The following is a 26,301-nucleotide window of genomic DNA, read 5'->3' on the forward strand; positions in this document are numbered from 1 at the left end:
TGGTTTTTGAGAACCATGAAACCTTGAGAGATTTCTTTTACAAGTGATCGGCTACCTGCACTGAAAGCCAGATAAATATTTGAATGCAAGTTAATGCAATAATTTCGGTTACAGGAGAGTCAGATCAGTAGCGGCGTGAAATTACTGGCTTCAAGTAAACCTTTAAATCCAGGTCTGCCAGACAAAACACGGGCGCCAGCCTAACTGTGATAGACCAATAATTACAATAAAGTTGACCTTTTAAATCACCGGCCTCATCAGATCAAAATTAAGCCAAACTTATCGCTATAGATCCCAAGTTAAGCCTGGGGATAGCCATCTTTATAATCCGGCAGTTAACACAAAAAATTGGCACGAAATAACCCCAATAGAGGAAGCAATACCACACACTTACGTATCACGCACGCCTTGCATATAGAGGTAGCTATTTTGATTCGATTACTTCAGTACGGATTTGGGTCTGTCGGAATTTTTCTTCTGTTAACCAGCCCTCTGCCGCTTTGCGCCGATTTACATCCAGAGACTCTGAAATCAATCAGTACTCCAGATAAGGTGGACAGTAGTATTGGCACCCTCGAATTCCGCGATGGCGCTCCCTACCCCCAGACCGCAGAAAAGCTCTACGACTATTTGGATCATATGCGTGCGGTGGATAGTTTCCTCAAAGGAATTCAGGGAGCATCGGTACATGCTCTGATGAAAGGGGGAAGAGAGCTTGGCGCCAAGTCTGCCAATGAAGTCTTAATTTTCGATCGATTAATGAACTCTGAGTCTCTTTTTCTCACAGGCAATACTTCGACTATCTATACGCTGGCTTTTTTAGATCTAAAACGAGACGGACCAACTGTGTTTCACTCGCCGCCCGACGTTATGGGCGCGTTTAATGATGCCTGGTTCCGCTTTGTTGAAGATATCGGCTCCTCTGGCCCGGATAAGGGGCGCGGGGGAAAGTTTCTATTACTGCCACCAGACTATAAAGGCAATATTCCCTTCGGCTACATTCCCATCTACCCTCGCTCCTTCCGACTGTGGGTGTTTATGCGCTCGCCAAGTAACCAGCCTTTGCCGGAGGCCGTGCAAAACATCAAAGACAACTTGAGAATCTACCCCCTGGCTCAAAAAGGTAACCCGCCAAGGATGGTCTTTATCAGTGCGTCTGGAAAGGCCTTCAACACCATCCACCCTAATGACTATCAATTCTATAAGCACCTTAATGAAGTCGTTCAATACGAGTGGGTTGGGATGCTTAACCCAGAAACTCGCGGCCTCTTTGCCTCAATAGGCATTGAAAAAGGGAAAGCCTTCAGTCCAGATAAAAGAATGACCAAAATTCTTACGGACGCAGTTGCAATTGGTAATGGTATAGCCCGCTCAATTGTTTGGTATCCACGGACAGACAAATCCCTCTCCGATATCAAAATCTACCCAGGCACAGATAGCGCTTGGGTAATGGCGTTTCCCGGCAAGAACATCTTCTTCAATGGCCCCGATGGCAAAACCATTAATAGTGACGCTCGAGTCAGCTACTTCTACCCCTATACCGGTGTCAGCCCAGCAATGACTGCTATTGAACCTGGCAAAGGTTCTGATTACGCCATTGCCTTTGTCGATGAAAATAAAGAACCCTTTGACGGCTCTAGAAAATACAAATTGCACCTGCCCCCCGATGTACCGGTCAATGCCTTTTGGGCAGTGAATATCTACGACAGCCAAACGCGCTCAATGTTAAAAACCAGCCAGCCCTTTCCCGCAGTAAGCAGCCAGTCGAAAGGGATAAGACAAAACTCCGATGGTTCTTATGACGTTTATTTTGGACCCAAGGCGCCAAAAGGGTTTGAGAAAAACTGGCTGGAGACCCTACCCAACAAAGGTTTCTTCGTAATCCTGAGACTGTATGGACCCTTGGGGCCATGGCTGGAGAAAACCTGGCGCCCTGGAGAGGTGGAGCCTACTGAATATTAAAAGAACCGCCCCCTACAGGCTATTACGGAGATTCCGGCCGCCCCACAATTGCGCTGCCTGCAAGGCGCAAGCGATGATTCCGGGGAGTCTCCGCAAACCAACGTCGACAAGCTCGCTGAAATGTACTCTGCTCGGAGTACCCCAACAAACCCGTGATCTGCCCCAAGGCCAGATTCGGATCGGATAAGTATCGAGTCGCCAGATCCCGCCGCACGTTATCCAATAGCTCTTCGAACCTAAGCCCTTCCGCAGCCAGGCGGCGCTGTAAAGTTCTGGGGTGGAGCTTCAGCTCCCCTGCCACAGTGCCGAGCTGAGATCTGCCGCTGGGCAATATTTCACTGAGTAATTGTCGAATTTCTACAGTTAGAGGAACGGGCAGCGTCGCACTCTGCTGCTCCAAATGGTGAATGGCCAATCGCTCAACCACTGGATCGGCAGACTTCAGTGGTGTATCCAGAAATGCAGCTGGGAAATCCATCGCACAATAGCCCGAGCTAAACAGAACCTCACACCCAAAGTAATTGCAGTAGTCACCCTCTACCATTTGAGGACCATGAGGCAGCAGTACGTTTTGCGGGCAACACTCAGTCTCTACCAACATCCGTATCATCGTCAGCGTATTTCCCAGCACCTGCTCCCGGATCTGGCAATAGCTACTGAGAGCTGGGTCCTGCCAATCAAAAACAATTCGTAGTACATCTCCCTCACTTAATGGCTCCAGTTGCATACTGAGGGATGAACTATGAAGAGAAAGAAAGCGCCTAACGGATAGCAAGGCTTGCCGTGGAGTGGCCGCATTGCATGCAACTACACCTATCCCACCTAAGCGGTCCACCCCTTGTCGCGATGCGAGGCACAGCCCCAAATCGGGGCGATCTAACCGGCGTGCTGCAGTTTCCAGCAGGCGCGCGACCTCAACAAATGATACCAAGCGGGAATCCGCCGGGCTGATATCACACGGCATACCGAACTCGGCCAAGAAGGCTTCCCCCCCGCACCCAAGCTGCTCCACGAATTCACTGAAACCGGAAAGAATACTGACTCGTACAAGGCTACCCATAACTTGCTCCCCATCTTTGTGGCGCGGAAAGACAATTATTTGTCGCAATCTAACAATAAATCATGGGCACATCTACCCAGTCTATAAGGCATAGAAATTTGCAGGGATAGGGATTGTGAAATCGACTCATTTCGATGTATTAATTATCGGCGCGGGACTCTCAGGGGTAGGAATGGCTTGTCATTTGAGTCGCGAATGCCCCAGGCGCAGCTTCGCCATTATCGAGCGTCGGGCACAAGTCGGCGGCACCTGGGACCTCTTTAAATACCCGGGCATTCGATCTGATTCCGATATGTACAGCTTCGGCTATGACTTCCAACCCTGGTCCGGCGAGAAAATACTCGCGGATGGCCCATCTATCAAAAAATATATTGAAACCACCGCAGAGCAATATGACGTTAAAAAGAGAATTCACTTTGGAATAAATTTAACTACGGCAAACTGGTCCAGTACAGACCGAGCTTGGACTCTGGAAGGTCACAACACCGAATCTGGCAGCCCAGTGAGATATATCTGTAGTTTTCTGATTGCCTGTACTGGGTATTACGACCATAAAGAGGGCTACTTGCCGCAATATCCAGGTATAGAAAACTATCAAGGAAAACTGATTCATCCCCAACAGTGGCCAGAAAATCTGGACTACCGCAGCAAGCGTATTATCGTGATCGGCAGCGGTGCTACCGCTGTTACCCTGGTCCCTTCGCTCGCAACCACCGCCCAACATGTCACCATGTTGCAACGCTCCCCAAGCTATATCATTTCAGTTCCATCTATCGATAAAATCTCTCGTGTACTATCAAAATTTCTGCCAGCACCCTGGGTCCACAAGCTAGGACGCTGGCGCAATATCAAATTGCAGCGCTGGATTTTTAAAGCTGCTAAGCGCTGGCCTAACTTTATTAGAAAGTTACTATTAAAAGATGTAAGAAAAAGCCTTCCAGCTAATTACGATCTCAGTCACTTCGACCCCAGTTACAACCCCTGGGATCAACGTCTCTGCGTTGTACCCGATGGAGATCTGTTCTCCTCAATCTGCTCAGGAAAAGCTTCTGTTGCCACCGGTGAAATAGAAACCTTCTCAGATAAAGGTATCCTACTTAAATCAGGGCAACAATTAGACGCAGACATTATTATCAGTGCGACCGGATTAAAGTTACAAGTTCTAGGAGGTATCAAGCTCTGTATTGATGGTGCACCGGTAGCAGTCAATCAAAAGCTGACTTACAAAGCAGTGCTAATGGAGGGGGTTCCTAACATCTCATGGGTATTCGGCTATACCAACGCCCCCTGGACTCTTAAAGCCGACATTACTGCTCGCTATATTTGCCGCCTGTTAAAATACATGGACGCACATAACTTTCAGGTGTGTACAGCGATAGATAGCGAAGGCAGTGCTGAGCAAGGTTCGGTGATGAGCAGCCTAGATTCTGGCTATGTAAAACGGGCAAATGGAGAACTTCCCAGACAAGGTAAGCGCTATCCATGGCGCTTGTTAAATAACTATGAGGAGGACTGTAAGATACTCCTTGATTCAGCGATTGAGGATGAATTTTTAACTTTTGTGCCGCACCAATCTGACACCCAGAAAATTCTAAAGGCAAAAGATAAAAACAACACATCCTCTATCGAAGTAAGCAGTATTTAAATTTCAGGTAGCATTAAGAATGCGAGCCTCGGCTCGCATCTATTTTACTTTTCATCAGGTAGACGGATATAGAGGCCGCACAAAATGCCTAACTCCAAGCCCAGACTAAAACCCCATAGTGAACAACCGCTATCAACATAATTTGACCTAACAGTCGCACCTCACAAAAAAGTAACAAACACTTCTAATTAATCCGCCACCGATGACTTCTCAAAATTCGTTACGGGCTTCACGTAACCATATAATCTTGGGGTAGCAAATCCGAATATTAGGTCACCAAACGGGATGGCTTACTGTGAGAGCTGTGATTATTTTTTTAATTTTGTCCTCGCTATCAATAGCTTCAATGGCGTCTTCGGTAAGTATACAACTAGAAAACTGGGACAGAATTTGTCAAATTCAAGTTACCGGCGGAAAAAACCCGTCGTTCACAAATTTCCAAACTTTTAATAACATAAAAAGAGGCTGGTCAATTTCCAAACCCTATCAAATATGCTATCGCCGGAATGAAGAACCTTCCCAATGTAATTCAAAAATGACGATGTGGCGGTGCAAACGGTATGTTCAATCTGAAGACCAGAAAGCAAATACTTTTCCTATATTCTAGGTTTTATCGTCTCCACCTTTACCTTTAAAGGTTTCGCCTAGCACACGACAACCAGGTATCACCCGCGCTACAACTGCACAAAACAAACCTTAAAGTGGGAATTGGGTAAAAAACCCGCACACCTTTAATGAAAGCTACCAAATTATGACGCTTGATCTAATATGCTGAACTTAAGCACCCAAGGATTGATATCAGAGGGAGCAACAAAGTCAACTTGCAATACAGTACGATCATCAGAAAACTGATACACCCATTTATTGTCAATAAACTTACCCTGCCTCTTCCTCCACTCGGGATTTTCTTTCATTTGCTCACTAAACCAGGCTTTTACAGTTTCCACATCACCGGAAAGCTGAAACGCGGTGTACCATTCTTCCAGGCTACCATAGCTATACTCCTTAGAAACAAACTGAATCGATTCAGGCAAGTCACCAAGGTTTGGCATGATTTTATCCGCCATCATCCCCCGGATATAGCCCCCCTCTGGCACCCACAGGTACTCAATCTTCGCTGCGACACTTTTGGCTTTTTCAATCGTATCAACCTTACTTACCAGATATAAAGCGCCGTCTATACCAGATGAAAGGCCAGCTGTAGTAATAAACTTGCCGTTATCAACAAACTTTTTATTTTTTACCAATTCAACATCTGAGAAGTTCTTCTCGAAAGAATCAAATGCTCCGCGAATGGTGGTTGCTTTCTTACCATCCAGGAGTCCAGTACTCGCCAAAATAAAGGCACCGTTACATACCGATAGAACGTACTGAGCCTGTTTGGACTGCTCTTTAACCCACTGTAATATTTCCGGGCTCTGCACTGCTTCATTAATACTGCCCCCCGGGATAATTACTGCATCAAATTGATTATCCTGATCAAAGCTGGTATCTGGAGCCACTTTAAGCCCCATGACTGAAGTAATGGTTCCACCGTCTTCCGAAACCGTTGTTAAACGATAATTGGCTTGCCCAAAAACTTCATAGGGCCCGGCGTAATCAATGGTTTGTGCACCATCGTACAATAATATTCCAATATGAAAGGCATCTTTAGATGTGGAGTGGGCCCATACCATATTGCTTAAAAGTAGCGAGCATAGGGTAGCCCAGATTAAAGGTCGCATGGCTATTTCCTTTTTTATTTTGGTGAGTACAGAAACATGTATAAGCGTTTATCGGACATCTCACGCAAAGCTCAAGCGTATAGACAAGGTATCTTTTGTAGATATAGCTAGAAGTGTAAATTGGTGGGCTTGATCACAAATGACATAAAGTCGACGAATTCTGACATCGATAATTCGATATAAATAATAACTTTAGCGATGACACTTGGGATAAATATGGGCAAAATCTATGTGCTTTTGACTTCTTTATATCTTTCAACAACAAAGCGTATAACTTGAATAAATCTAAAGACCACCCATAGCAAAATGACTAACCTAACTTCCTTTTGGAAGACCACCTAAAGCTCCTGACTCAAGCCTACGAAATTATATCGATCCTATTGCTTCCCCTGAGAGGAGAAAGCACAACAGCCAAGTCACACCTCCAACCCTAAAAATATTTAAATACAAATTTAGACTACTGACTTAAAGAGCTGTCTTTTGGGAAATTCAGCTCTTGGAATTGACAGATCGAGCCGGCTAACATCTAACCTAAAAATCTCGAGGTTATATTTCCGAGCAAGTCCCTCTATCTTTCAAGTAGCCGAGTATCTCACCAGACAACATGTCCTATTTCGATTTTGAAACAATCGACAAGTAGAATAACATCCATTGCAACTTGTATCTAAGTATCCATAAATATAGCACACCTATTCACGACAGAACTGACCAATTAGAGACCACCTCATCCGTACTTCTCTTCATGGATATAGTATTGTTCCGGCATAATATCACTAGGCAACTGAGAGTCTGGCTCCAAAAAGCCTTCCCAACCCGATTTCATTAAAAAAAGTAATAGCTCTACATACTGCTGCTCTAGTTCCTCTTTACACTCGTAATCCGATGCACTGCTCCTCCAGTGATAAGCTAGCATTGATAAAGCACTTTCCAATCTGTCTGCAACATCCTCAGGGATCATATATTTATTCCTCAACCTTAACGGCACCTTTTTTAATCATTGCAGGTATAAACTCCCTTACTTGTCCAGTCTCCTCAGGCAGAGGCACATCACAAGAGCCAAAATAAGTCGCACAATTAAATCGATTTGGAACACCCTCTTTCGGGAATCCATATATCTGCTCTGGAGTTCCATCAAGACCCGCTTTAATTGCTTTAGAAACTTTATCTTTTACACAACCTTCAACCAAAACATCTAACCGATATACATCAATATTTCGTGTACAAAGTTGATCGTAATCACCTCTAGCAGCCTCACGAAATAAAAGAGTATCCTCGTGAATTATCCCAGGATATAGATCTCCATTTAATAAACTATTTATTGCTTCTTGTTTGGTCATGCCGCTTGGTACATTAGGCCCAAACCCATAAATTGTCTTTCCGCCATCTATGGAAATACCTACATGACCAGTATACACCTCTGGCCTTCTTTGTGGGTCCGGGTTTTCTACAAAATTTTTCTTAGCAAGTGGACCTCCGCCCCTAAAAGCATAAATTTGGATGTATGCTTTCGTGCTCCGGGTAGGACTTTCCTTCTCTGAAGTAAGCCCATGGGGGTCAATCCAACCTACTGGATTAGGCACATACTGATAATTATTCACTCCCCCTAGCAGTCCAATTGGATCCTGCTGGGTAAACTCCCCAACCCCCGGATCATAATACCTAAATCGATTGTAATGCAGCCCAGTTTCTTCATCAAAGTACTGCCCCTGGAAACGGATCGGCTGCTCTACCTGATTTTCATGGGCTAAGGCGATACTGCCATAGCTCTTGTAGGCAACACTCCATACCACTTCACCTGCCTGGTTGGTAAGGGTATCTGGGGTGCCAAGGTGGTCCAGGTGATAGTAGTAGACCTCTTCTTTATCTAGCTTACTTTCTTTTAAAGCAACCGGTTTAAAGGTGCCCGGTTCGAAGTAGTAGGTACGGGCACTGAGGTCCTGTTTGGTTTGATTATCGGTATTAGCTTCCTTTAGAAGGGTGTCGCCATCCCAAAGGAAATCACTTTTCTCTTTGTTTACAGCCTTACTAATACGGCGACCCAGCGGGTCATATTGATAGTGAATATCTTGTTGAAGGTGCTCTACACCCTCTTCCACCTTTAGCTTCTCTACATACACCAACTGTTGACGACTGTTGTAGTGATAGCGCGTCTGCAGTTTTTGTCCTTTACCACGCAGCTCCGCAATCCGATTACCATGAATATCGTAGCGATAGTGAGTATCACCGCGAAAAGCGAGACGATTGCCTTTTACCTGGGTAGCGCTGGCTTGCTGTTTGGCTTCGTCTTTTGAGTTGGCAGCGGCAAGGATATTGTGCGCAGGGTCGTGTACAAAATATTCTGGGTTGAGGCCGTCTACCTGGGTAAGGCGGTCCAGGGCATCGTAGTGGTAGCTGCGATTACCGCGCAGGCTGTCTTCAATTTTGGCTATCTGCCCGGCTTTATTGTACTGGTAGCTACGCTCAAGAACTGGGTTTGTGCCTGAAGCGGGATCGGACACTGGTTTGTGATTTACATTACTTGTTTTGCCCAGTCTGAGTTTTTGCAAGCGGCCTTGTGGATCGTAGTCTCTCTGGCTTTCCAGCCCATTGCCGTGTTGACGCAGGCTTTCTCTACCCTGCCCATCATGGCTAACACGGGTGATTAACTCATCAGTATCACTGCCTAAAGGGCGACGGTGCAGGCTTTGGAATTGTCCGGCAGGGTTAAAAGTAAACTTAAGTTCTTCTCCATCGGGCAAGGTCGTGGCAATACGATTACCTGCTGCATCGTATCGGTGGCTAAGCTTTTCTTTGCCCTGCCAGTCGCCGGTAACTCGGCCATTGGCATCGTATTCCCAACGCAATTTGCGGTGGGCATTTTCCGCCTCTATCAATTGCCCACTGCGGTTGTAGCGGAAATTGGTATTACCGTCCGGGGTGACCTCTTCCAACAAGCGGCCAAAGGGATCGCGCTCGAAGATGGTATCGATACCTTTACCGCTGTCCGTATCGGTCACGGCTCTGGAGCTTACCAAATGGCCGGCACGGTTGTAGGCATAGCGGGTAACGCGGCCGTCGAAGCCTACTTCTTCAATCAGGCGTTCGTTGAAGTCGTATTTAAGCTGGTAGCGCTTGCCGTTTTCATTGGTTAGCCCGATTAGGTTGCGCTCGCCGTCATAGTGATATTCCAGGCGGCTACCATCCGGGTTGGTGCGGGTCTTTACCTGACTGAGGCCATCGTAGGCATAGCAAGTGCTGCGGCCTTCAGAGTCAATAACTTCAGTAAGTAATCCATGGGGGTTGTAGCTGTACTGAGTGCGAGCACCGTCTGGAGTGGTCACCGCATGGATACGATCCTGAACGTCGTATTCATAGCGGGTCAGCTGGCCGGGGGCGTGTTGCACTTCCTCCAGTCGGCGAGCACTGTCGTATCGGTAGTGCTGTGCGCGGCCCATAGGGTCTTTTACCGCTGCGAGCTTGCCTTCAGGGTTCCACAGATAGCGAGTGGTATTGCCGAGAGGATCGGTAACACTGCCTATCAAACCAACAGGGTTATAGCCGTATTGGGTCTTGTTACCGAGGGGATCTTTGCTGGCTACAATCTGGCCATTTTCGTTGTAGTCCCTTTGCCAGTTATTACCAGCAGGGTCAGTAACTTTTGCGGGCAGGCCTTCACCGTTGTATTCGATACGGTGGTTATTCCCCGCGGCATCAGTCTTTTGTATCAGGCGGCCCTGGTCATCGTACTGGTAAATTTCTTCGCGCAGGCTGCCATCGTCGCTGGGCAGTTGTACCCGAGTAACCTGCCCCAGGTTGTTGTAGCTGTAGAGAGTCTCTGCACCTTCGGGATCGCGGTGATAGATCGGCAGGGCCCGGTCGTTAAAGCGGTAGCGCTCTTTGCCGCCACGGGTATCAGTAACAGTAACGCCCTTACCATCATCGTCCCAGTCAAACTGGTAATTGTAAGTCGCCTGACCATCGATTGGGTCACCCCACTGTCTCACACAACGGGCGGAGGGGCCTTCGGCATCCCACTCAAAATGGAAACGGTAGCCAGTTTTTAGGGTGCGCTGCTTAATTACATGGTGATGGTATTGGTACTGCTCACTGTAACCATCGGCGTCGGTGGCTTTAATCAGGTCGCCAACATCGCTGTACTCATAGCTTGCGAGTACTTTAATATGGCCATCGCGAGTTTCCTTCTTAAGCTCACCGATACGCAGGCTGTTCGGCTGCCCTTGCGGAGGGCTGATATGCAGGGCTTCACCGAGGCTGCTCTCAATGCATATTAAACGCTCATCGATATAGTGAAACAGGTAGAAATTGCCATAGCCATCACGTATTTCCGCAAGCTTAAGTCCTCCTGTTACACCGGTTGCCTTAAAGTGTTTTTGCACGCCATTGGGGGCCCCGTAAGGGGTAATAATCCAATGATCGTCGTCGACACGAGTAAGTGTTAATTGCTCAACAACATTGTGGCTGCGATCGCTATCCCCCGGAAAGGGAAAATTAATTACCCGACCCTCTGCGTCCATAAACTGAACACTTTTATCAGGTGCCGATATTAGCCTCTCTCCCAGGGTGTGAGTCCAACCATGACCCAAACCGAAATCTCTGGGATTACTACTGCGATAAGTACGCTCAAAAACAAGGGGGAGCGGTCCGTCTAATAGCGCATCGACTAAGGTCAAACGCTCTTCCCCGGTTTTTAAATTAATGGGATCACCACCTTCAATAGCACAACTATTATTAGGAACTTTCTTCCCAGTGTGGGTTGTGCCGGTTATGGTCCCAGCTTTATCGGGCTGGTCAGAGATTGTATTCTGAGAGCTCTGCGAACCCTGGCTGCTGTCAGAACCCGCTTCAGAATTATCATTGGCGGTTCCTTTACCGCTTTGCGACGCTCCTGCATTTGATGGTTGCCCACCGGAGGAAGGTGGTACTGTAACTTCAGAAGAACTCAGATCAGAGAAGCTCGCCTTATTACCCTCAGTACTTCCTGCGCGTTTATGGAAAAATACATTGCGACGCTTTTTGATTTTGGCAAATTCCAGCATTAGGTTACTAACGCCCTGAAGAGACCTCAGTAAGCCCGCATTATCTTTGGAAATCTCGACAGCGTTGGAATCGCTCATGGATGCTACCATGGCGAATGTTAAGATAATCTCAAAAAGGCCATTTTCTGGTAGGGCAACCTCCGATGGGTATAGAGCTTTTAAGTAATCGCGGAAGAAACGTAAACTTGTTTCACGTATTCTCGCATCCTGGTATAAAGTTTCAGCTACTTCAAAGGCTAACTCTAAGTGCTGCTGGGTAACTTTATTGGCATCGAAACCAAGCGCATCTACTAGGGATCTGCTAGAAGTCGGTATAGATTTTTCATCTTGCTTTTCAATGCTCTTTTCATACAGTAGATAGTTCCTAGCGGTGCACCCCTGCGCCATCAAAGGGCGAATAGAACTCACCAAAGTCTCTACTTCAGATAAATCTTTACGCCATATTGCTAGCCCTCCGGCAAAGTCACTCTGATCAGTAGATTCATTGTTCGATAACCTTGAATTAACTCGCCCTAGGTCAACAATATACTGAAGGCCTGTATCGATTTTAGGAATCAATTGGGACTGCTTGTCGGCTAGCACCGCATCAGCAAATGGAGCCTCTTCGATTACCAAGCGGTTTTGAACTAACTCCTTATAAATAGCTCTCTCAACCCAGGAGTAGCTTGAAGGAGCATCTAAATGGAATGAGGCTGATAAATCGCCCCATCTATCAGGCTGCTTTCCTGGTTGAAGAGGATCTGAACAACTCCCTCCCATACCCAGGAAGTAATCGTAAATTTCTTGAAGAGATGAAACACTGAACATTTCCAGGGTTTGCTCAGCACTAGTTGGCAGTGAAGATCCGGAGCTAAAACCGCTCCCTCTTCGAGCCAGGTAAACAATTCCATATGTATTCTCAACAAATAGCTGCATAGCTCACTCTTTATTGATTACGAACCAGCCATGCAACATTCCTTCGCTGCCAGCTCAAAGCAAAATAAAGTCCACTAAAAGTACTCTGCCCTTTCCAACTTCAGTCTTCGCAACTCAGGGAGTCGGAACGTCTGTCACCACTGTTAACGAAAAGTGGTTTTCGGAACAGGAAAGCCGCGCGATTATACTGAGGGGAAATTGGGAAATGGATTACACAGGAGCACAATAAAAAATAATGCACCCAAATGTAATGGCACGTATATCTGAGTTACGAAAACAACTTAAAGAGAGGGAGATAAATTACTACAGATGCACAGGTATAATTTAATTTGGGGCAAGCTTAAGCTCACCCCAAATCAGCGCAATTAATTTACGCTGTCAGAATGATAAACTATTGCCTGCCAAACATTTTGTTGGCCACCTATATAATTATCCAGGGTAGGATTCTTAATATAGCTCCAGGCAACTTTACCATTACCCAAGTACATAGGCTCATCCAAACCACCCCAACCGTAGTCAGTCAGTTTTACTGGCCCCTCAAGTACATTTAAGTCAGCATCAATCTCCATTACATAGTAGGCTTTTGGTACCAGCATACGCATGGCATCACCACTCTTATTGTAACTGCGATTGTACGGGAGGTTATCGGAGATACACTGGAACTGCGCGTAACCAAATAAGTAACGGCCATTTTTCAGATCAACCAACTGAGGATCACTAATTTGACAATCAGAATCCGTTGCCAGCCATTCAATGCCATTACCTTCAATACTGCCTTCCCCATCAACTTTTGCAATACCTACACGTGTCAGAGAAGTAGTATCCAAGGCATCTCCAGAGTAGAGGCCCTGCCTGGAAATTACAGGATATTCACCACTGTCGATATATGAGAAGAAGCAATTGCGAATGCCGTTATCAGCACATTCCTCATCTAAGGGGCCATCACCACTTGTATCAATGCCCAGCTCATCCTGTAAGAACATATCCATGTTCGAATCTTCAATGTACTTTGGAGAGACAATAACTGAGAGATTTGTATCGGCATCAACCGGGACAACCGTATGGCCACCACCGTTGGATATCATTGCACTTGTCGAGGGCACTAAATGATTATAGGTGCCTTCATAAACAGAGGATCCACTGTCCTCCATTTTAATGGCGATCGCATTCAGGCCCGGTGACGGATAATATTTATTTCCATCACTGGTACACAGAGCACCGTACATCTCATTCCCCGGATTATAAAAGGCTCGAATATTCAGAACGTGGCCATGGCCACACGCCCAGTACCAACCCCGGTGATCATCTCCAGAGAAGGACATTGACCAGTCATCCCGATTGATTACCGTCAGCCCTGCCGAATAATGCGAACCGCTAACAAGAACACGAGCAGTCACGGAAAATGCATAACTTGTGCGCCCTTGGCTATCATCCTCTACGTACAATAGCTCCTGAGTCCCCAAATGAGTGCCACCATGCATTTTATTGACAACATAGGCATCTGGAGTTTCTGTTATAGGCTTGTTATCCCACTCCATTAGCCAGATCTGGTCATTATACTTCTCCTCATTATCGGTACCTGCAACACTGTCAAGATTATCTTCAATCTTCATCCAGGTTGTACCGTACTCTTCTACCAGATCTTTCTCGATATCATATCGCTCACTGGCCTTATATTCGGTATTGCATAAAACAGCTACCCTGGAGCAATCCGAACTGGCCGTAATACCATGTGACTCATAACATTGATTCAGAATGGTGGCGTTACCCGTCTGCTCGAAGCTCATGCTATCAGGGTTATATTGAAGCTCGTAAACGGACCCATAGGTTGTATCAGAGGCACTATTCCCCTCTGACAAAGTTGTGGATACATACATTTTTGGCTGGTCAGTATCCGTAGCACAGGAGGCCGTATAGCTACGGATAGGAATATCAATATTTTCCTCATCCTGCTCACTGTCCGTACGGCCAATATAGTGGGCCAGCTGGTAAACTTCCTGAGCATTTACCATTGCGTTAGGCAAAGTGATATCTGTAGCGGTAATTGTTGCAAACCCGAGTTCAGCTGTTGACACATCTCCAACAGTTACAGTCGATGGGTCATTATCAGGCAATGAGGAGTCATCCCCACTTCCACCTGAACCACTTCCTCCACCTTGATTACCCCCGCCACTATCGTCCCCACCGTCGCTCACAGGTGGTGAATCGGTGTCAGAATCTGACGAACCTCCCCCTCCACCACAAGCTGCAAGTGCCGCAGTTAGTGCAAGTACCAATAATTTCTGCCCGAATAACTTTTCCATAATCGCCTTAAGTGCCGTGTTTTTTATTTTGGTGTTAGGTACTGTCCAAAATATAAGTTCCAGACAGTCATGAAATGCAAAAGTGGGCGGAATTTTAGCGGAAACGAAATTTAATTCTGTGCGTAACTTAAAAAAATATGAACACAATAAGGAAGCTTAAAAATGAGAAAAGCAGCACTGTAAATTTTTACTATTAGATATAAACGGACTTAGAAATCAATAACTAAAAAACATCAAGTTTCATTGGTAACTACTTATTTAGCGCTCACTCTCAGAGCTATAAATCAAAGAAGTTGAAATATGCACTAGAAGCAACTAACCAGACATAAAAATACAGTTAAAAATACCACCTATACAGGAGGCCACTTTACCTTTGCATTTAAGCTAAATAGCCCTGAGGCCAAAGTCTAGAAGTCTGATGTCGACATCTTGTCCATCGGTTCAGGCGTAACCAGATTCCACCAGAAATCAAACCGGTCCATTAAAGAAAGTAATGTCTTCAACTCTCCCGCATCGCCCTCAATTTTGATTTTCCCATCCTCCATCTTCTCCTGGATAGATGCACTCCCCAAGATGATGTCATTGAGGTCTGAGCGGTTTATCTGCACGCTACTGCCGGGATTCTTAACAGGAGGACCGTAGTTCAGTACCGCATTCTCAAGCACAAGCGCATACCTTTCGTTTACGTCCGGCATGGTGATATTGATGGAGAGATTCTTGCCAGTTGCCTTTGGGCCGTTGAGTCGAATTCCCAGATAATCAAAAATCAAACCAGCCGGCATGCTGCGAATAGTGTCCGGGCTCGCAGTCAGAGGAACCGGGTATCGCTGGATGCCATCCCGCAATTCCCTGGCACCGCTTAAAAAAAAGTTGCGCCAGGTACCATTTTCCTGCTGATAGCCCAATTGCTCTAATGCATCTGCCAATAGGTCTCTTGCTGCACGATTATTAGGCTCTGCGGAAACCAATCTATCTAACACCTCCGCAACCCAGCGGTACTCTCCAGCCTCATAGTCTTTCTTTGCTTGCTTGATAATATTGGCGGCCCCGCCCATATACTCGACGTACTTTATTCCCGCGGCCGTCGGTGGCATTGGATACAGGCGAGCGGGATTGCCATCAAAAAACCCTAAATAATAATTCCATACCGCACGGGTATCGTGATTTACACTGCCGTAATAGCCGCGATTGGCCCAATATTGTGAGAGCTCTGGAGGCAACTCCATCAGCTCAGCCGTTTGAACCATGTTGTACCCGTGATTGGCTAATCGTAGGGTTTGATCGTTGAGGTACTTGTATAGGTCTCGCTGCTTTTTCAGATGATTCACCACATTCTCAGGTCCCCAGGTTGGCCAGTGATGGGGTGCAAACAGGACTTCGGCTTTTCCGCCCCAGCGCTGCACGGTTTCATTGAGGTAGCGAGACCAGTCACGAGCATTTCGGACCTTTGCTCCCCGCAAGGTGTAGAGGTTGTGCAAAGTGTGGGTTGCGTTCTCAGCAGCGGTTACGGCTTTGAGTTGAGGAATATAGAAGTGCATTTCTGCCGGCGCTTCAGAGCCCGGCGCCAAGAGAAATTCAAAGATAAGTCCATCCAGTTCCAAAGTTTGCCCGGTCTCAACAATGGAGTCTGTCGGTTCTATCAGTGTGATGGTGCCAGTGGAGGTTTCAAGACCGAGGCCAGCCCCTAAGGTACCTTTGGGATCTTTAGGGATCAGGTTCCCATACATAAAACTGGCACGACGCGCCATATGATTTCCTGCAAAGACATTTTCACTAACAGCTTCAATCAGAAAATCTTGCGGGGCTATTACCTTAACCTTGCCTGATTTTACATCTTCTTCATCGATAACACCGCGAACACCCCCATAGTGGTCAACGTGACTGTGGGTGTAGATCACAGCAACGACTGGCTTGTTTCCGCGATGCTGCCGATAGAGGTTTAACGCTGCTTCAGCCGTCTCGGCAGAAATCAGCGGGTCCATAACAATGACCCCGGTATCGCCCTCAATAAAAGTTATATTGGAGAGGTCCGCACTGCGAACCTGGTAGATTCGCGGTATCACCTCATAGAGACCGCCCTCCGAAATTAATTGCAGTTGCCGCCACAGACTGGGGTTGGCACTGTCAGGAGCCTCTTTATCGCGAGCAAATTGAAATTGCTCCAAGTTCCATACCGTATCGCCTTTGCTGTTTTTAATAACACCATTATTTGGTAAAGGAGCAATAAACCCCCGCTTTACATCCTCAAAGTCCTTCCGATTTGCAAAGGGGAGCTCTTTCAGTACAGCCTGGTTTGATTTCATTGTGACGACACTGGCGGGATTGGGTTCTTGCGCCATGACACTTACGATCGTTAGCGAACAGGCAAGGAATACTAGTAACAGCGAAAACAGCGGCAGCTTGTTAACGTTCATCAGTTGTTTCCTTTCCATGATTCGCAAAGTGATGCGGCAGAGTCCCTTGTAGAGGATAGGTAGGAAACTATTAAGCGGACGGGTATTTATGTCGGCATCAGAAGAATAACTGACAAATTTAGGGGGAAAGAAACAAAAAAGCCGGCGAAGAGCGCCGGCTTATGTGTCATTAAATATTATCTGACATCCAGTAAATGCCTTGCAATAATCAGGCGCTGGATCTCACTGGTACCTTCATAGATTGTAGTGATTCTCACATCCCGACTCATACGTTCGAGTGGATATTCACGGGTATAGCCCACACCACCGTGCATTTGCAGAGCTAGATAACATGCCTCGTTAGCCTTCTCACTAGCGAACAGTTTGCCCATTGAAGCGGCAGGGCCAAACGGCATTCCGGCATCTTTCTGCCAAGCGGCTTGCAGCAATAGGAGTCGCGCACCTTCCATCTCAGTATATTTATCGGCGAGCTGCCATTGCAGCCCTTGGAACTCCGCCAGTTTTTTACCAAACTGCTCCCGCTCATGCAGATAGGCCCGGGCACAATCCAAAGCTTCAAAGCCGATGCCCAGCGCCAGGGAGCCAATACCGATTCGGCCTCCAGCGAGTTCACCTGCAGCAATGCGAAAGCCGCGATTTTCTTCACCTAAAAGATGGGAGGCAGGAATACGGCAATTGTCGAAAGAAACCTCATTGGTAACAGAGGCTTTCTGTCCCATTTTTTCTTCGGCCTTGCCAATCACCAGGCCAGGTGTGCCAGCTTCAACCAGGAAGCAGGAAATACCTTTGCCTTTAGGCGCGGAAGAATCTGTCACCGCCCAAACAACAAAAATACCAGCAAACTCGGCACTACTGATAAACAGCTTGCTGCCGTTAAGAACGTACTCATCACCCTGCTTCTCTGCACGGGTGCGCATAGAGGCCGCATCCGAACCGGAACCGGGCTCGGTGAGACAGAAAGAACCCGCAGGGTATTCTCCACTACAGATTTTGGGGAGGTATTTTTGGCGCTGCTCTTCCGAACCTACCGCCTGAATAACCTCTGCCACCATGTTGGTTACGGAGGTGGTCGTTGCAACAGAGGCACAGCCCCGCGCCAGCTCGGCGATCGCCAGGGAGAATGCGACAGTACCAGCACCAGTACCGCCGTAATTGGGATCAATATTGATTCCCATAAAGCCCAGCTCTGCCAATTGCTTGAGCTTTTCCAACAAGAGCTCTCGATTACCGGTCTTGTCGAGTTCGGCAGCAATGGGTTTCAGTTCACTGTCAGCAAATTGCTTTGCCGCATCCTGAATCATCTGCTGTTCTTCGCTCAGTGAAAAATCCATACAGTACCTACTTATAGTTATTACGGACAAATCACACGGCACCCACCTTGGTACCGCATCGCTATGCCGAGCATAATAAAAACCGCGCCGACAATGGTTGCCAATTCCATCTGTTCATCCATGAAATCAGCAATCAATCCCTATGATTGAGGCCTGAGGAGAGAATTCAGATTCCTACCCAGGTTCATAAAAAAGCCAACCAGCAAAATCGCTACAGTTCTCTCACTCCGCACAGGATATTTGACTGCGCTCAATTAGCGCCGCGAACCTTTCACACTGGGTTCTGGGTCCGGTACCGCTACAGCGGTATCAGTCTTCACTTCCTCCATCACCACATAGGTGTGGGTTTCCCGTACTCCCGGTACGGATGCCAGCTTTTCACCGAGGAAGCGGCGATAACCCAGCATATCCTTAATACGAATTTTCACCAGGTAGTCAAAACCACCGGCAACCATATGGCACTCCTGGACCTCCTCCAGTCCAGCCACATGCTCATTAAAGGCTTCCAATGCCTCAGTCGCTGTATTGTTCAGGGTCACCTGGATATAGACCACCAAGCCCGCATGAACTTTGAGCGGGTCGAGTAGCGCTACATAGTCGCGAATAAATCCTTCCCTTTCGAGCCGCTTGACTCGCTCCAGGCATGGGGTGGGACTAAGGTTAACCCGGCGCGCCAATTCCACGTTCGGCAAGCGGCCGTGACGTTGCAGAATTCGCAGTATTTGGCGATCAATACGATCAAGATCTTCCAACTGTCGAGACATTACAAAATACCCTACTGGTAATCACGCAATTAGGCGTGATATTTAACCACAACTCGCAACATTATGGCGATTAATTCTAACGATTTTCGCACATAATCCGGTTTTTTATTCTGACCCTAGATATAGAGCTTGGGAGACGATATGTCGACAAACTTCGCCGGAGACCTCCAGAATGCCCGAGACCGGGCACGCGAGTATTTGCACGCCGACGAAAACCTCTGCGTGAGCGAGCTGCTGGCTGCGCCACGCCCCAGCGACGAGATGCGCAAGAAAATTCTGAACACCTCGCGCGCACTGGTTCATCATTCGCGACAGCAGCGCAGCAAGCGCGGAACGCTGGACGCTTTCCTTCAGCAATTCGGCCTTTCCAATAAGGAAGGGGTTGCATTGATGTGTCTGGCAGAGTCCCTGCTCCGGGTACCAGACGCCGATACTGCCGACAAACTAATCGCCGAGAAAGTGCATTCCGGCAACTGGTCCAGCCATCGTGGCCAGTCCGACTCCCTGTTTGTGAACGCCTCAACCTGGGGCCTGATGCTCACCGGTAGCGTGGTGGAGCTGGACCCAGATATCACCGAGCGTCCCTCCCACTGGATGAAACGCCTGGTGAGCCGTATCGGCGAACCCATGGTGCGCACCTCCATGATGCAGGCCATGAAAATTATGGGTGGCCAGTACGTGCTCGGCCGCACCATCAAGGAAGCTTTGAAGCGCGGCCCCAAAGAAAACCTCCCGGGCACCCGCTTTTCCTTCGACATGCTGGGCGAAGGCGCCCGCACCATGGCCGACGCCCACCGCTACTTCGATGCCTATATGATGGCTATCGAAGAGATCGGCAAAGACAACACCCAGCGGGATGTGGTTGAGGCCAACGGTATTTCCATCAAGCTTTCCGCCCTGCACCCCCGCTACAGTGTGCTGCAGCGGGATCGCGTAATGGACGAATTGCTGCCCCAGGTGAAGCGTCTTTGTGTCGCCGCAGCCCAATACGATATGGGCCTGAATATCGATGCAGAAGAGGCAGACCGCCTGGATATCTCTCTGGATATCTTCGAGGCGCTCGCCCGCGACCCCGAAATTAAAGACTGGCAAGGATTGGGCTTTGTACTCCAGGCCTACCAAAAGCGCGCCCCCCATGTCGCCGACTGGCTGATTGCCCTGGGCCGCGATACCGGCCGCAAACTGATGGTGCGCCTGGTTAAAGGCGCTTACTGGGATAGTGAAATCAAACACTCCCAGCAGATGGGCCTGCCGGACTACCCGGTGTACACGCGCAAATGCCACACCGACCTGTCATATCAGGTCTGTGCGAAAAAACTGTTGGAAGCTGGCGATGCAATCTATCCGCAATTTGCCACCCATAACGCCTACACCGTCGGGCTGATTCTTGAGTTAGCCAATGGCCGCACCGACTTTGAATTCCAGCGCCTGCACGGCATGGGCCACTTGCTGTACGCACAAATTGAAGCGGTACACGGCAAGCGTGTGCCCGTGCGCGTCTACGCACCCGTGGGGGCACATCGTGACTTACTGCCCTACCTGGTTCGTCGCCTGCTGGAAAACGGAGCTAATAGCTCCTTTGTTAACCGCTTTATGGACGAGGCAACGCCGGTTGAAGCCCTGGTCCAGGATACCCTGGAACAAAGCGAAGCCTGCAACCCCTACCGTCACCCGCAAATTCCTGTTCCGGAGAATATTTATATGGGCGCAGAAGCCCTGCCACGGAAAAACTCACACGGCATCGAACTGACTGATCCACTCTCCGTTGATCCCCTGCTGAAAGAGCTTGAACAGCAACGCGAAAAGCACTTCCTCGGTGGCCCTATCGTCAACGGCACCATGGGCGAAGCGGAAGAACCGGTTTACAACCCGGCAACCGGCGAAAAAATTGGACACACCGCAAATACTGATAAGCACCTTATTGAGCAGGCCTATGCCTCCGCCACTGAGGCGCAGATCGACTGGGATCGCCAGGGCGGAAAACACCGCGCGGATATTCTCGACAGAATTGCTGATATCTACGAAGATAAAGCCAATGAACTGGCTGCAATTATTTGCATTGAAGCGGGCCGCACCCTAAATGATGGCATTAGTGAAGTGCGCGAAGCTATCGACTTCTGCCGCTACTACGCCAACGGCGCACGCCAGCATTTCAGTGAGCCCACCGAACTACCAGGCCCTACCGGTGAACAAAATCAGCTGTATTTGAGTGGCCGTGGCACCTTCGTGTGCATCAGCCCTTGGAACTTCCCCCTGGCAATCTTTACTGGTCAGGTAGTTGCTGCACTCGCCGCCGGTAATGCCGTACTGGCCAAGCCCGCAGAGCAAACCCCCATCATCGCTGCACACGCCGTGCGCTTGATGCTCGATGCGGGCGTGCCGCCAAAAGTACTGCACTTGATCACAGGTACCGGTGCCGCAGTGGGCAAACTGCTGATCGAAGATCCCCGCCTGGGCGGTGTAGCCTTCACCGGCTCCACCGAAACCGCACGCCTGATCAACCAGCAGCTGGCAGCGAAAGAAGGCCCGATTGTACCGCTGATCGCCGAAACCGGCGGCCAGAATGTTATGGTCGTAGACTCCACTGCCCTGCCCGAACAGGTAGTAGACGATGTAATTCAATCTGCCTTCCTCAGTGCCGGTCAGCGCTGTTCCGCTCTGCGTATCCTATGTGTACAGGATGTCATCGCTGATAACCTGCTGAATATGCTGAAAGGCGCATGTGAAGAACTGACCCTCGGCGATCCCGGTAAACTGGATACCGATATCGGTCCGGTTATCGACGAAAAAGCCCTCGGCATGCTGGAATCCCACCGCGAGCGCATGGCGAAAGAAGCCAAGCCGCTATTTGCCTTTGAGGAAGCGAAGAAGCCCAGCAAAGGCACCTTCTTCGGCCCGCAGGTAGTAGAGATTGAAGATTTCTCCGTGCTCAAGCGCGAGACTTTCGGACCTTTCCTACATGTAGTTCGCTTCAAGGCAGACGAGCTGGAAGACGTAATCCGCCGCATTAATGCCACCGGCTACGGCCTTACCTTCGGACTGCACTCCCGCATCGAAGGCCGTGCCCACGCGGTATTTAAGCGTATCAACGTCGGCAACTGCTATGTAAACCGCGATATGGTTGGTGCAGTAGTAGGAGTTAACCCCTTCGGCGGCCACGGCCTATCCGGCACCGGCCCCAAAGCCGGTGGCCCGCACTACCTATTCCGTTTCGCCAGCGAAAAAACCAAAACTATTAACACTGTTGCCACTGGCGGTAACACTGCACTGTTTACATTGGGGCAATAAGCTTCGATAAAACAATGAGAGAGCGGGCTTTTAGCCCGCTTTTTTGTGGAGAATCATTTCGCTAACCACCCACAAAGTACCAACTCCAAACTTCCCTTTCCCGTAAATTTTTCAGCCCCTGTAAATTAATCGGATGAATCATGGCAATTAGTTCAATTTCAAGCGCAGTCTTTTGCGGCAACAACCAAGTATTTTCTTTTACAGTTCCACATAAGGTATAGTTGGTCAACCCTAAAAAATGGAATGGATTCAATGAAAAACATAATAGCTGGAATAACAATAGGCTTAGTCGCCGGATACTTAGGCCCATTAATTACAGGATATTCTGCAGCCATCGCTATACCCGAAGCTTTCAGAGCACTCCTTTCAGATGGAGGAGCTGTCCTTTGGGAAATTTTTGTTGTCCATTTAATAGGATATGGACTAATTGTTTTCACACTCATTTTCTTAGCATCTAGGCTGATAAAACTGCATCCATGGGCAACTGCAGCAATTGCCATTATCGCCTGCGAAGCCACTCTGTATTTTTTCCACGCCAGCGAATACACACTTTACGTACCTCATATCCTAGCTCTGGCATTTTGTGCATTCTTAAGCGCAACGCTTTCCAGAAAGAGCACAAATATATCACCTGCCATTTAATTATCTCTCGAGTTAAGATTAATAGAAGATAAAGAACCCTTAATCCATAATCTGTTCAAACTCGAGCAACAGGGTATCTTATTTCTAAAATGAAATTTGATAAATAAGATACCCTACTCTAAATGGCCGCGCCGGTACTAGCGCAAACAGATAAAATCTAAAAATAAATTTAAATTTACGACCATATACCACCATATAAAATTTTCTAACCTGTTAAATTCAAAGTCCCTAAGAACATATAAAAAAGATCAGACTAAACCATAAGCTGCAACAATCCAGCCTCTTCGATTCAGGAACCACAAGCTCTTCACACATTACACAATGCCAGCAATCGTGACTGTATTGGTAGAAAATACAAAGCCCAATGACAAAACTGGTTAACCCGTAGATTACATGAAACTGTTTCCCACGTAGAAAGACTTTTACGCCGCCAAAGGGATAGCTCTTGTCTTGACGCGCCACCGCAGGTGGGAGAAGCTAAGGCCACTCTGGGCAATAAAAACCCTGTCCCAGTATAAAAATGAAGTTTCATGTACACCGATTTTGGGGAGTCTCAATGCGCTCGCTGATACTGATGTGGTTGCTGTCCTTCTTTTTGATTGCCTGTGGTAGTGAACCGAAAACTCACACAGAAAATTTAAATACCGAGATCAAACCCGCCTCCAAGGCAACTATTTCCCACAATAGATCCCTGGCAAAACAACTCCCCTTCGGTGATGAAACTGATTTTTTACTGGCTAAACGAGGCTTTATTGAATCTATTCCCGGCGCCCAAGTGAAAAATACCGAAGGTCGGGAAGTCTATGGGCTATCCCAGATGCAATTTTTACAAGGTACCCCTCCTGATACCGTCAACCCCAGCCTTTGGCGTCAGGCCCAGCTCAACGTCCTGAATAACGGCCTGTTCAAAGTGGTAGATGGTATCTATCAGGTGCGCTCGCTGGATCTGGCCAATATGACTCTGGTGCAAGGAGAAAGCGGCTGGATTGTTATCGACCCTCTCACTTCCGCAGAGACTGCAGCTGCAGCTCTTGCGCTGGCCAACAAGGCACTTGTAGAGCAACCGGTAAGTGCTGTTATTTTTACCCATAGCCACGCAGACCATTTCGCCGGTATAACTGGAGTTCTGACTAAAGAACAGCTCGCGAGCGGTTCTATCGACATTATTGCTCCAGAGGGTTTTGCTGAGGAGGCGATTAGCGAGAATGTGCGCACCGGAAACGTGATGCAACGTCGTGCGTTATACCAATTTGGAAATTTGCTGCCCTCCAGCCCGGAGGGTTTTGTCTCTTCCGGCTTAGGCAACCGGGTATCAGATGGTGAGCACGGAATAGCTACACCAACAATAGAGATTACTGAAACCGGTGCAGAGATGACAGTTGATGGAGTGGACATCGTCTTCATTAACACGCCCGGGGCCGAAGCACCCGCAGAGATTGTGTTTTTCTTCCCTCAATTTAACGCACTCTGCATGAGTGAGATCGCCAACCATACACTGCATAATATTTACACTCTGCGTGGTGCGAAAACCCGCGATGCCAAGGCCTGGAGTCGCTATATTGAATACGCCATGGAGAAATTTGGCGATAAGACCGAGGTGGTTTTCAGCAGCCACCACTGGCCCACCTGGGGCAAAGATGAAGCAATGGATTACCTGGCTAAGCAGAGGGATCTTTATAAGTACATCCACGACCAAACATTGCGTCTAGCTAACCACGGTTACGATATGGTCGAAGTCGCAGAGCGCCTTGAGCTGCCCGAGAACCTCTCTCAGGCTTGGGCCAATCGAGGGTACTACGGCACTGTCAATGTTGGAGCCAAGGCAGTTTACAATCGCTATTTGGGTTATTTCGATGGCAACCCAGCAAACCTCCACCCTATTCCTCAGGAAGAAGCTGCAGAGCACTACATCGACTACATGGGGGGGGGAGAAGCCATTATGGCTCGGGCCCGACAGGATTTTGCCCAGGGCAATTATCGCTGGGTAGCCATGGTGCTAAAGCACTTGGTTTTCGCTGAACCTGAGAACGAGCAAGCCCGTTACCTATTGGCTGACAGCCTAGAGCAACTCGGCTATCAGTCAGAATCTGGTATCTGGCGCAACTTTTATCTCTCCGGAGCCAAGGAATTGCGTCATGGTATCGAATACCGTGAAGAAATACTGCCCGATGAAGAAATAGTAGCGCGAGTCCCTCTCCAGCTGCTTTTCGACGCGATGGCGGTGCGCCTTAACGGTGAGAAAGCGGCAGATGCAGATATCCGCTTAAATATCGATATGACTGACACTGGAGAAAAGTACTTAGTCGTAGTGCAAAATGGGGTACTGCACGGCTACCCCGGCCGACACAGTAGCGAGCCCTCTGCCAGCCTCGCTCTGAACAGTACCGACTTACGTATGATGTTTAGCGGGTTAGTAGGCGCCCCTACTCTAATCAAAGATGGTCGACTCAAGGTAAGCGGAAATCCTTTGGCCCTAATAAAATTCGGGCGGTTATTTGATAAATTTGATCGTAATTTTAGCCTTGTAACGCCTTAAAAATTGAAACGATCAGCCCGTAAAGTTCTAACGAATGACAACTATTAATACGTCTCTTAACTACAGGTATCTGTTTTGCTTGATCAAACTCAAAAAAATACAAGCGATCCATGGAAAATTCTTGGTGGATAAATAATAATCCAGGAACTCAAGCAATCTGACTCATACTAGCCGAAACAATACAGGGCCCTTTGGGCTCTGTGTTTTTATAAAACAGAATACTTCCCACCCCAGAAAGCTATACCACCGATTGATCAAATACCCCCCCCCAAAAAGCATGTAAACTTATCCACCAAACTAACCACAGACTCGCCGACTTCTAAGTTCCACCAGGATTCAACAACTACTCAACTAAGCTACTCCAGTGAAGTCCCCATAAAAATCATAACACGCTGGATATAAAGGCTTACAAAAGCACAATTAAAACACAGCACCAAAAGATTACAGGAGAATTCTTAGCCGGATAAATTTACAAAAGTTATTAAAAACAGCCTCTAAAGCGATTAAGGCAAGCTTGAGACAATAAGGTTACCTTCTGCAGCACCTTACTCAGACCTCAAAGGTAAACCCACCTTAAACAATTAACAAAATCTACAACTGCAGAATCACTACTTAAGCTAACAATATATCAAATTCAACTTAAGAGCTCTCAATTTACTCACAACAGAAATAAACAATACT

13 protein-coding genes are annotated in these 26,301 nt (G+C 47.8%); 5 read left to right on the forward strand and 8 right to left on the reverse strand.

Features of this window, described 5'->3' with window-relative positions:
• Positions 1–429: 429 nt before the first annotated feature.
• On the forward strand, positions 430–1,962 hold the full coding sequence (locus ACJJI3_RS07385) for a DUF1254 domain-containing protein (RefSeq protein ID WP_444942003.1): 1,533 nt from the start codon (positions 430–432) through the stop codon (positions 1,960–1,962).
• A 22-nt stretch (positions 1,963–1,984) separates the two neighbouring features.
• Here ACJJI3_RS07385 and ACJJI3_RS07390 read toward each other — a convergent pair whose 3' ends face one another.
• Positions 1,985–3,022: an AraC family transcriptional regulator gene (locus ACJJI3_RS07390; RefSeq protein WP_444942004.1), complete on the reverse strand. Its 1,038-nt coding sequence runs from the start codon at positions 3,020–3,022 to the stop codon at positions 1,985–1,987.
• A gap of 115 nt (positions 3,023–3,137) precedes the next feature.
• On the opposite strand from ACJJI3_RS07390, the gene ACJJI3_RS07395 reads away from it, so the two are divergent.
• Positions 3,138–4,667 (forward strand): flavin-containing monooxygenase, encoded by a 1,530-nt coding sequence (locus ACJJI3_RS07395; RefSeq protein WP_444942005.1) that lies wholly within the window; start codon positions 3,138–3,140, stop codon positions 4,665–4,667.
• A 749-nt stretch (positions 4,668–5,416) separates the two neighbouring features.
• On the opposite strand, the gene ACJJI3_RS07400 is transcribed toward ACJJI3_RS07395, so the two are convergent.
• From ACJJI3_RS07400 to ACJJI3_RS07430, 7 genes are all read right to left on the reverse strand, one after another.
• Positions 5,417–6,391, reverse strand: coding sequence for a DJ-1/PfpI family protein (locus tag ACJJI3_RS07400; protein ID WP_444942006.1), 975 nt, complete (start codon positions 6,389–6,391; stop codon positions 5,417–5,419).
• Positions 6,392–7,115: 724 nt separating this feature from the next.
• Positions 7,116–7,349: a hypothetical protein gene (locus ACJJI3_RS07405; RefSeq protein WP_444942007.1), complete on the reverse strand. Its 234-nt coding sequence runs from the start codon at positions 7,347–7,349 to the stop codon at positions 7,116–7,118.
• 4 nt (positions 7,350–7,353) lie between these two features.
• The gene (locus ACJJI3_RS07410) at positions 7,354–12,342 is read right to left on the reverse strand and encodes an RHS repeat-associated core domain-containing protein (protein WP_444942008.1); all 4,989 of its coding nucleotides are present in this window, start codon (positions 12,340–12,342) and stop codon (positions 7,354–7,356) included.
• A gap of 365 nt (positions 12,343–12,707) precedes the next feature.
• A complete protein-coding gene (locus tag ACJJI3_RS07415) occupies positions 12,708–14,645 on the reverse strand; it encodes a hypothetical protein (RefSeq protein ID WP_444942009.1) in 1,938 nt (645 codons plus the stop codon).
• Between the two features lie 407 nt (positions 14,646–15,052).
• The gene (locus tag ACJJI3_RS07420; protein ID WP_444942010.1) at positions 15,053–17,059 is read right to left on the reverse strand and encodes an alkyl/aryl-sulfatase; all 2,007 of its coding nucleotides are present in this window, start codon (positions 17,057–17,059) and stop codon (positions 15,053–15,055) included.
• Positions 17,060–17,235: 176 nt separating this feature from the next.
• On the reverse strand, positions 17,236–18,390 hold the full coding sequence (locus tag ACJJI3_RS07425; protein WP_413665396.1) for an acyl-CoA dehydrogenase family protein: 1,155 nt from the start codon (positions 18,388–18,390) through the stop codon (positions 17,236–17,238).
• A gap of 254 nt (positions 18,391–18,644) precedes the next feature.
• Positions 18,645–19,154: an Lrp/AsnC ligand binding domain-containing protein gene (locus ACJJI3_RS07430; RefSeq protein WP_108732847.1), complete on the reverse strand. Its 510-nt coding sequence runs from the start codon at positions 19,152–19,154 to the stop codon at positions 18,645–18,647.
• Positions 19,155–19,295: 141 nt separating this feature from the next.
• Between ACJJI3_RS07430 and putA the strand changes: the two genes are divergently transcribed.
• The 3 genes from putA to ACJJI3_RS07445 all read left to right on the forward strand — a co-directional run bounded on the left by putA (position 19,296) and on the right by ACJJI3_RS07445 (position 25,620).
• Complete coding sequence (gene putA, locus ACJJI3_RS07435; protein WP_413665395.1) at positions 19,296–22,442, forward strand: bifunctional proline dehydrogenase/L-glutamate gamma-semialdehyde dehydrogenase PutA; 3,147 nt, start codon at positions 19,296–19,298, stop codon at positions 22,440–22,442.
• Between the two features lie 252 nt (positions 22,443–22,694).
• Positions 22,695–23,084: a hypothetical protein gene (locus tag ACJJI3_RS07440; protein WP_413665394.1), complete on the forward strand. Its 390-nt coding sequence runs from the start codon at positions 22,695–22,697 to the stop codon at positions 23,082–23,084.
• Between the two features lie 556 nt (positions 23,085–23,640).
• Positions 23,641–25,620, forward strand: a complete 1,980-nt coding sequence (locus tag ACJJI3_RS07445; RefSeq protein ID WP_444942011.1) for an alkyl/aryl-sulfatase — start codon at positions 23,641–23,643, stop codon at positions 25,618–25,620.
• Positions 25,621–26,301 lie beyond the last annotated feature (681 nt).

This window comes from Microbulbifer maximicatervae (SeqCode) (assembly GCF_052466985.1).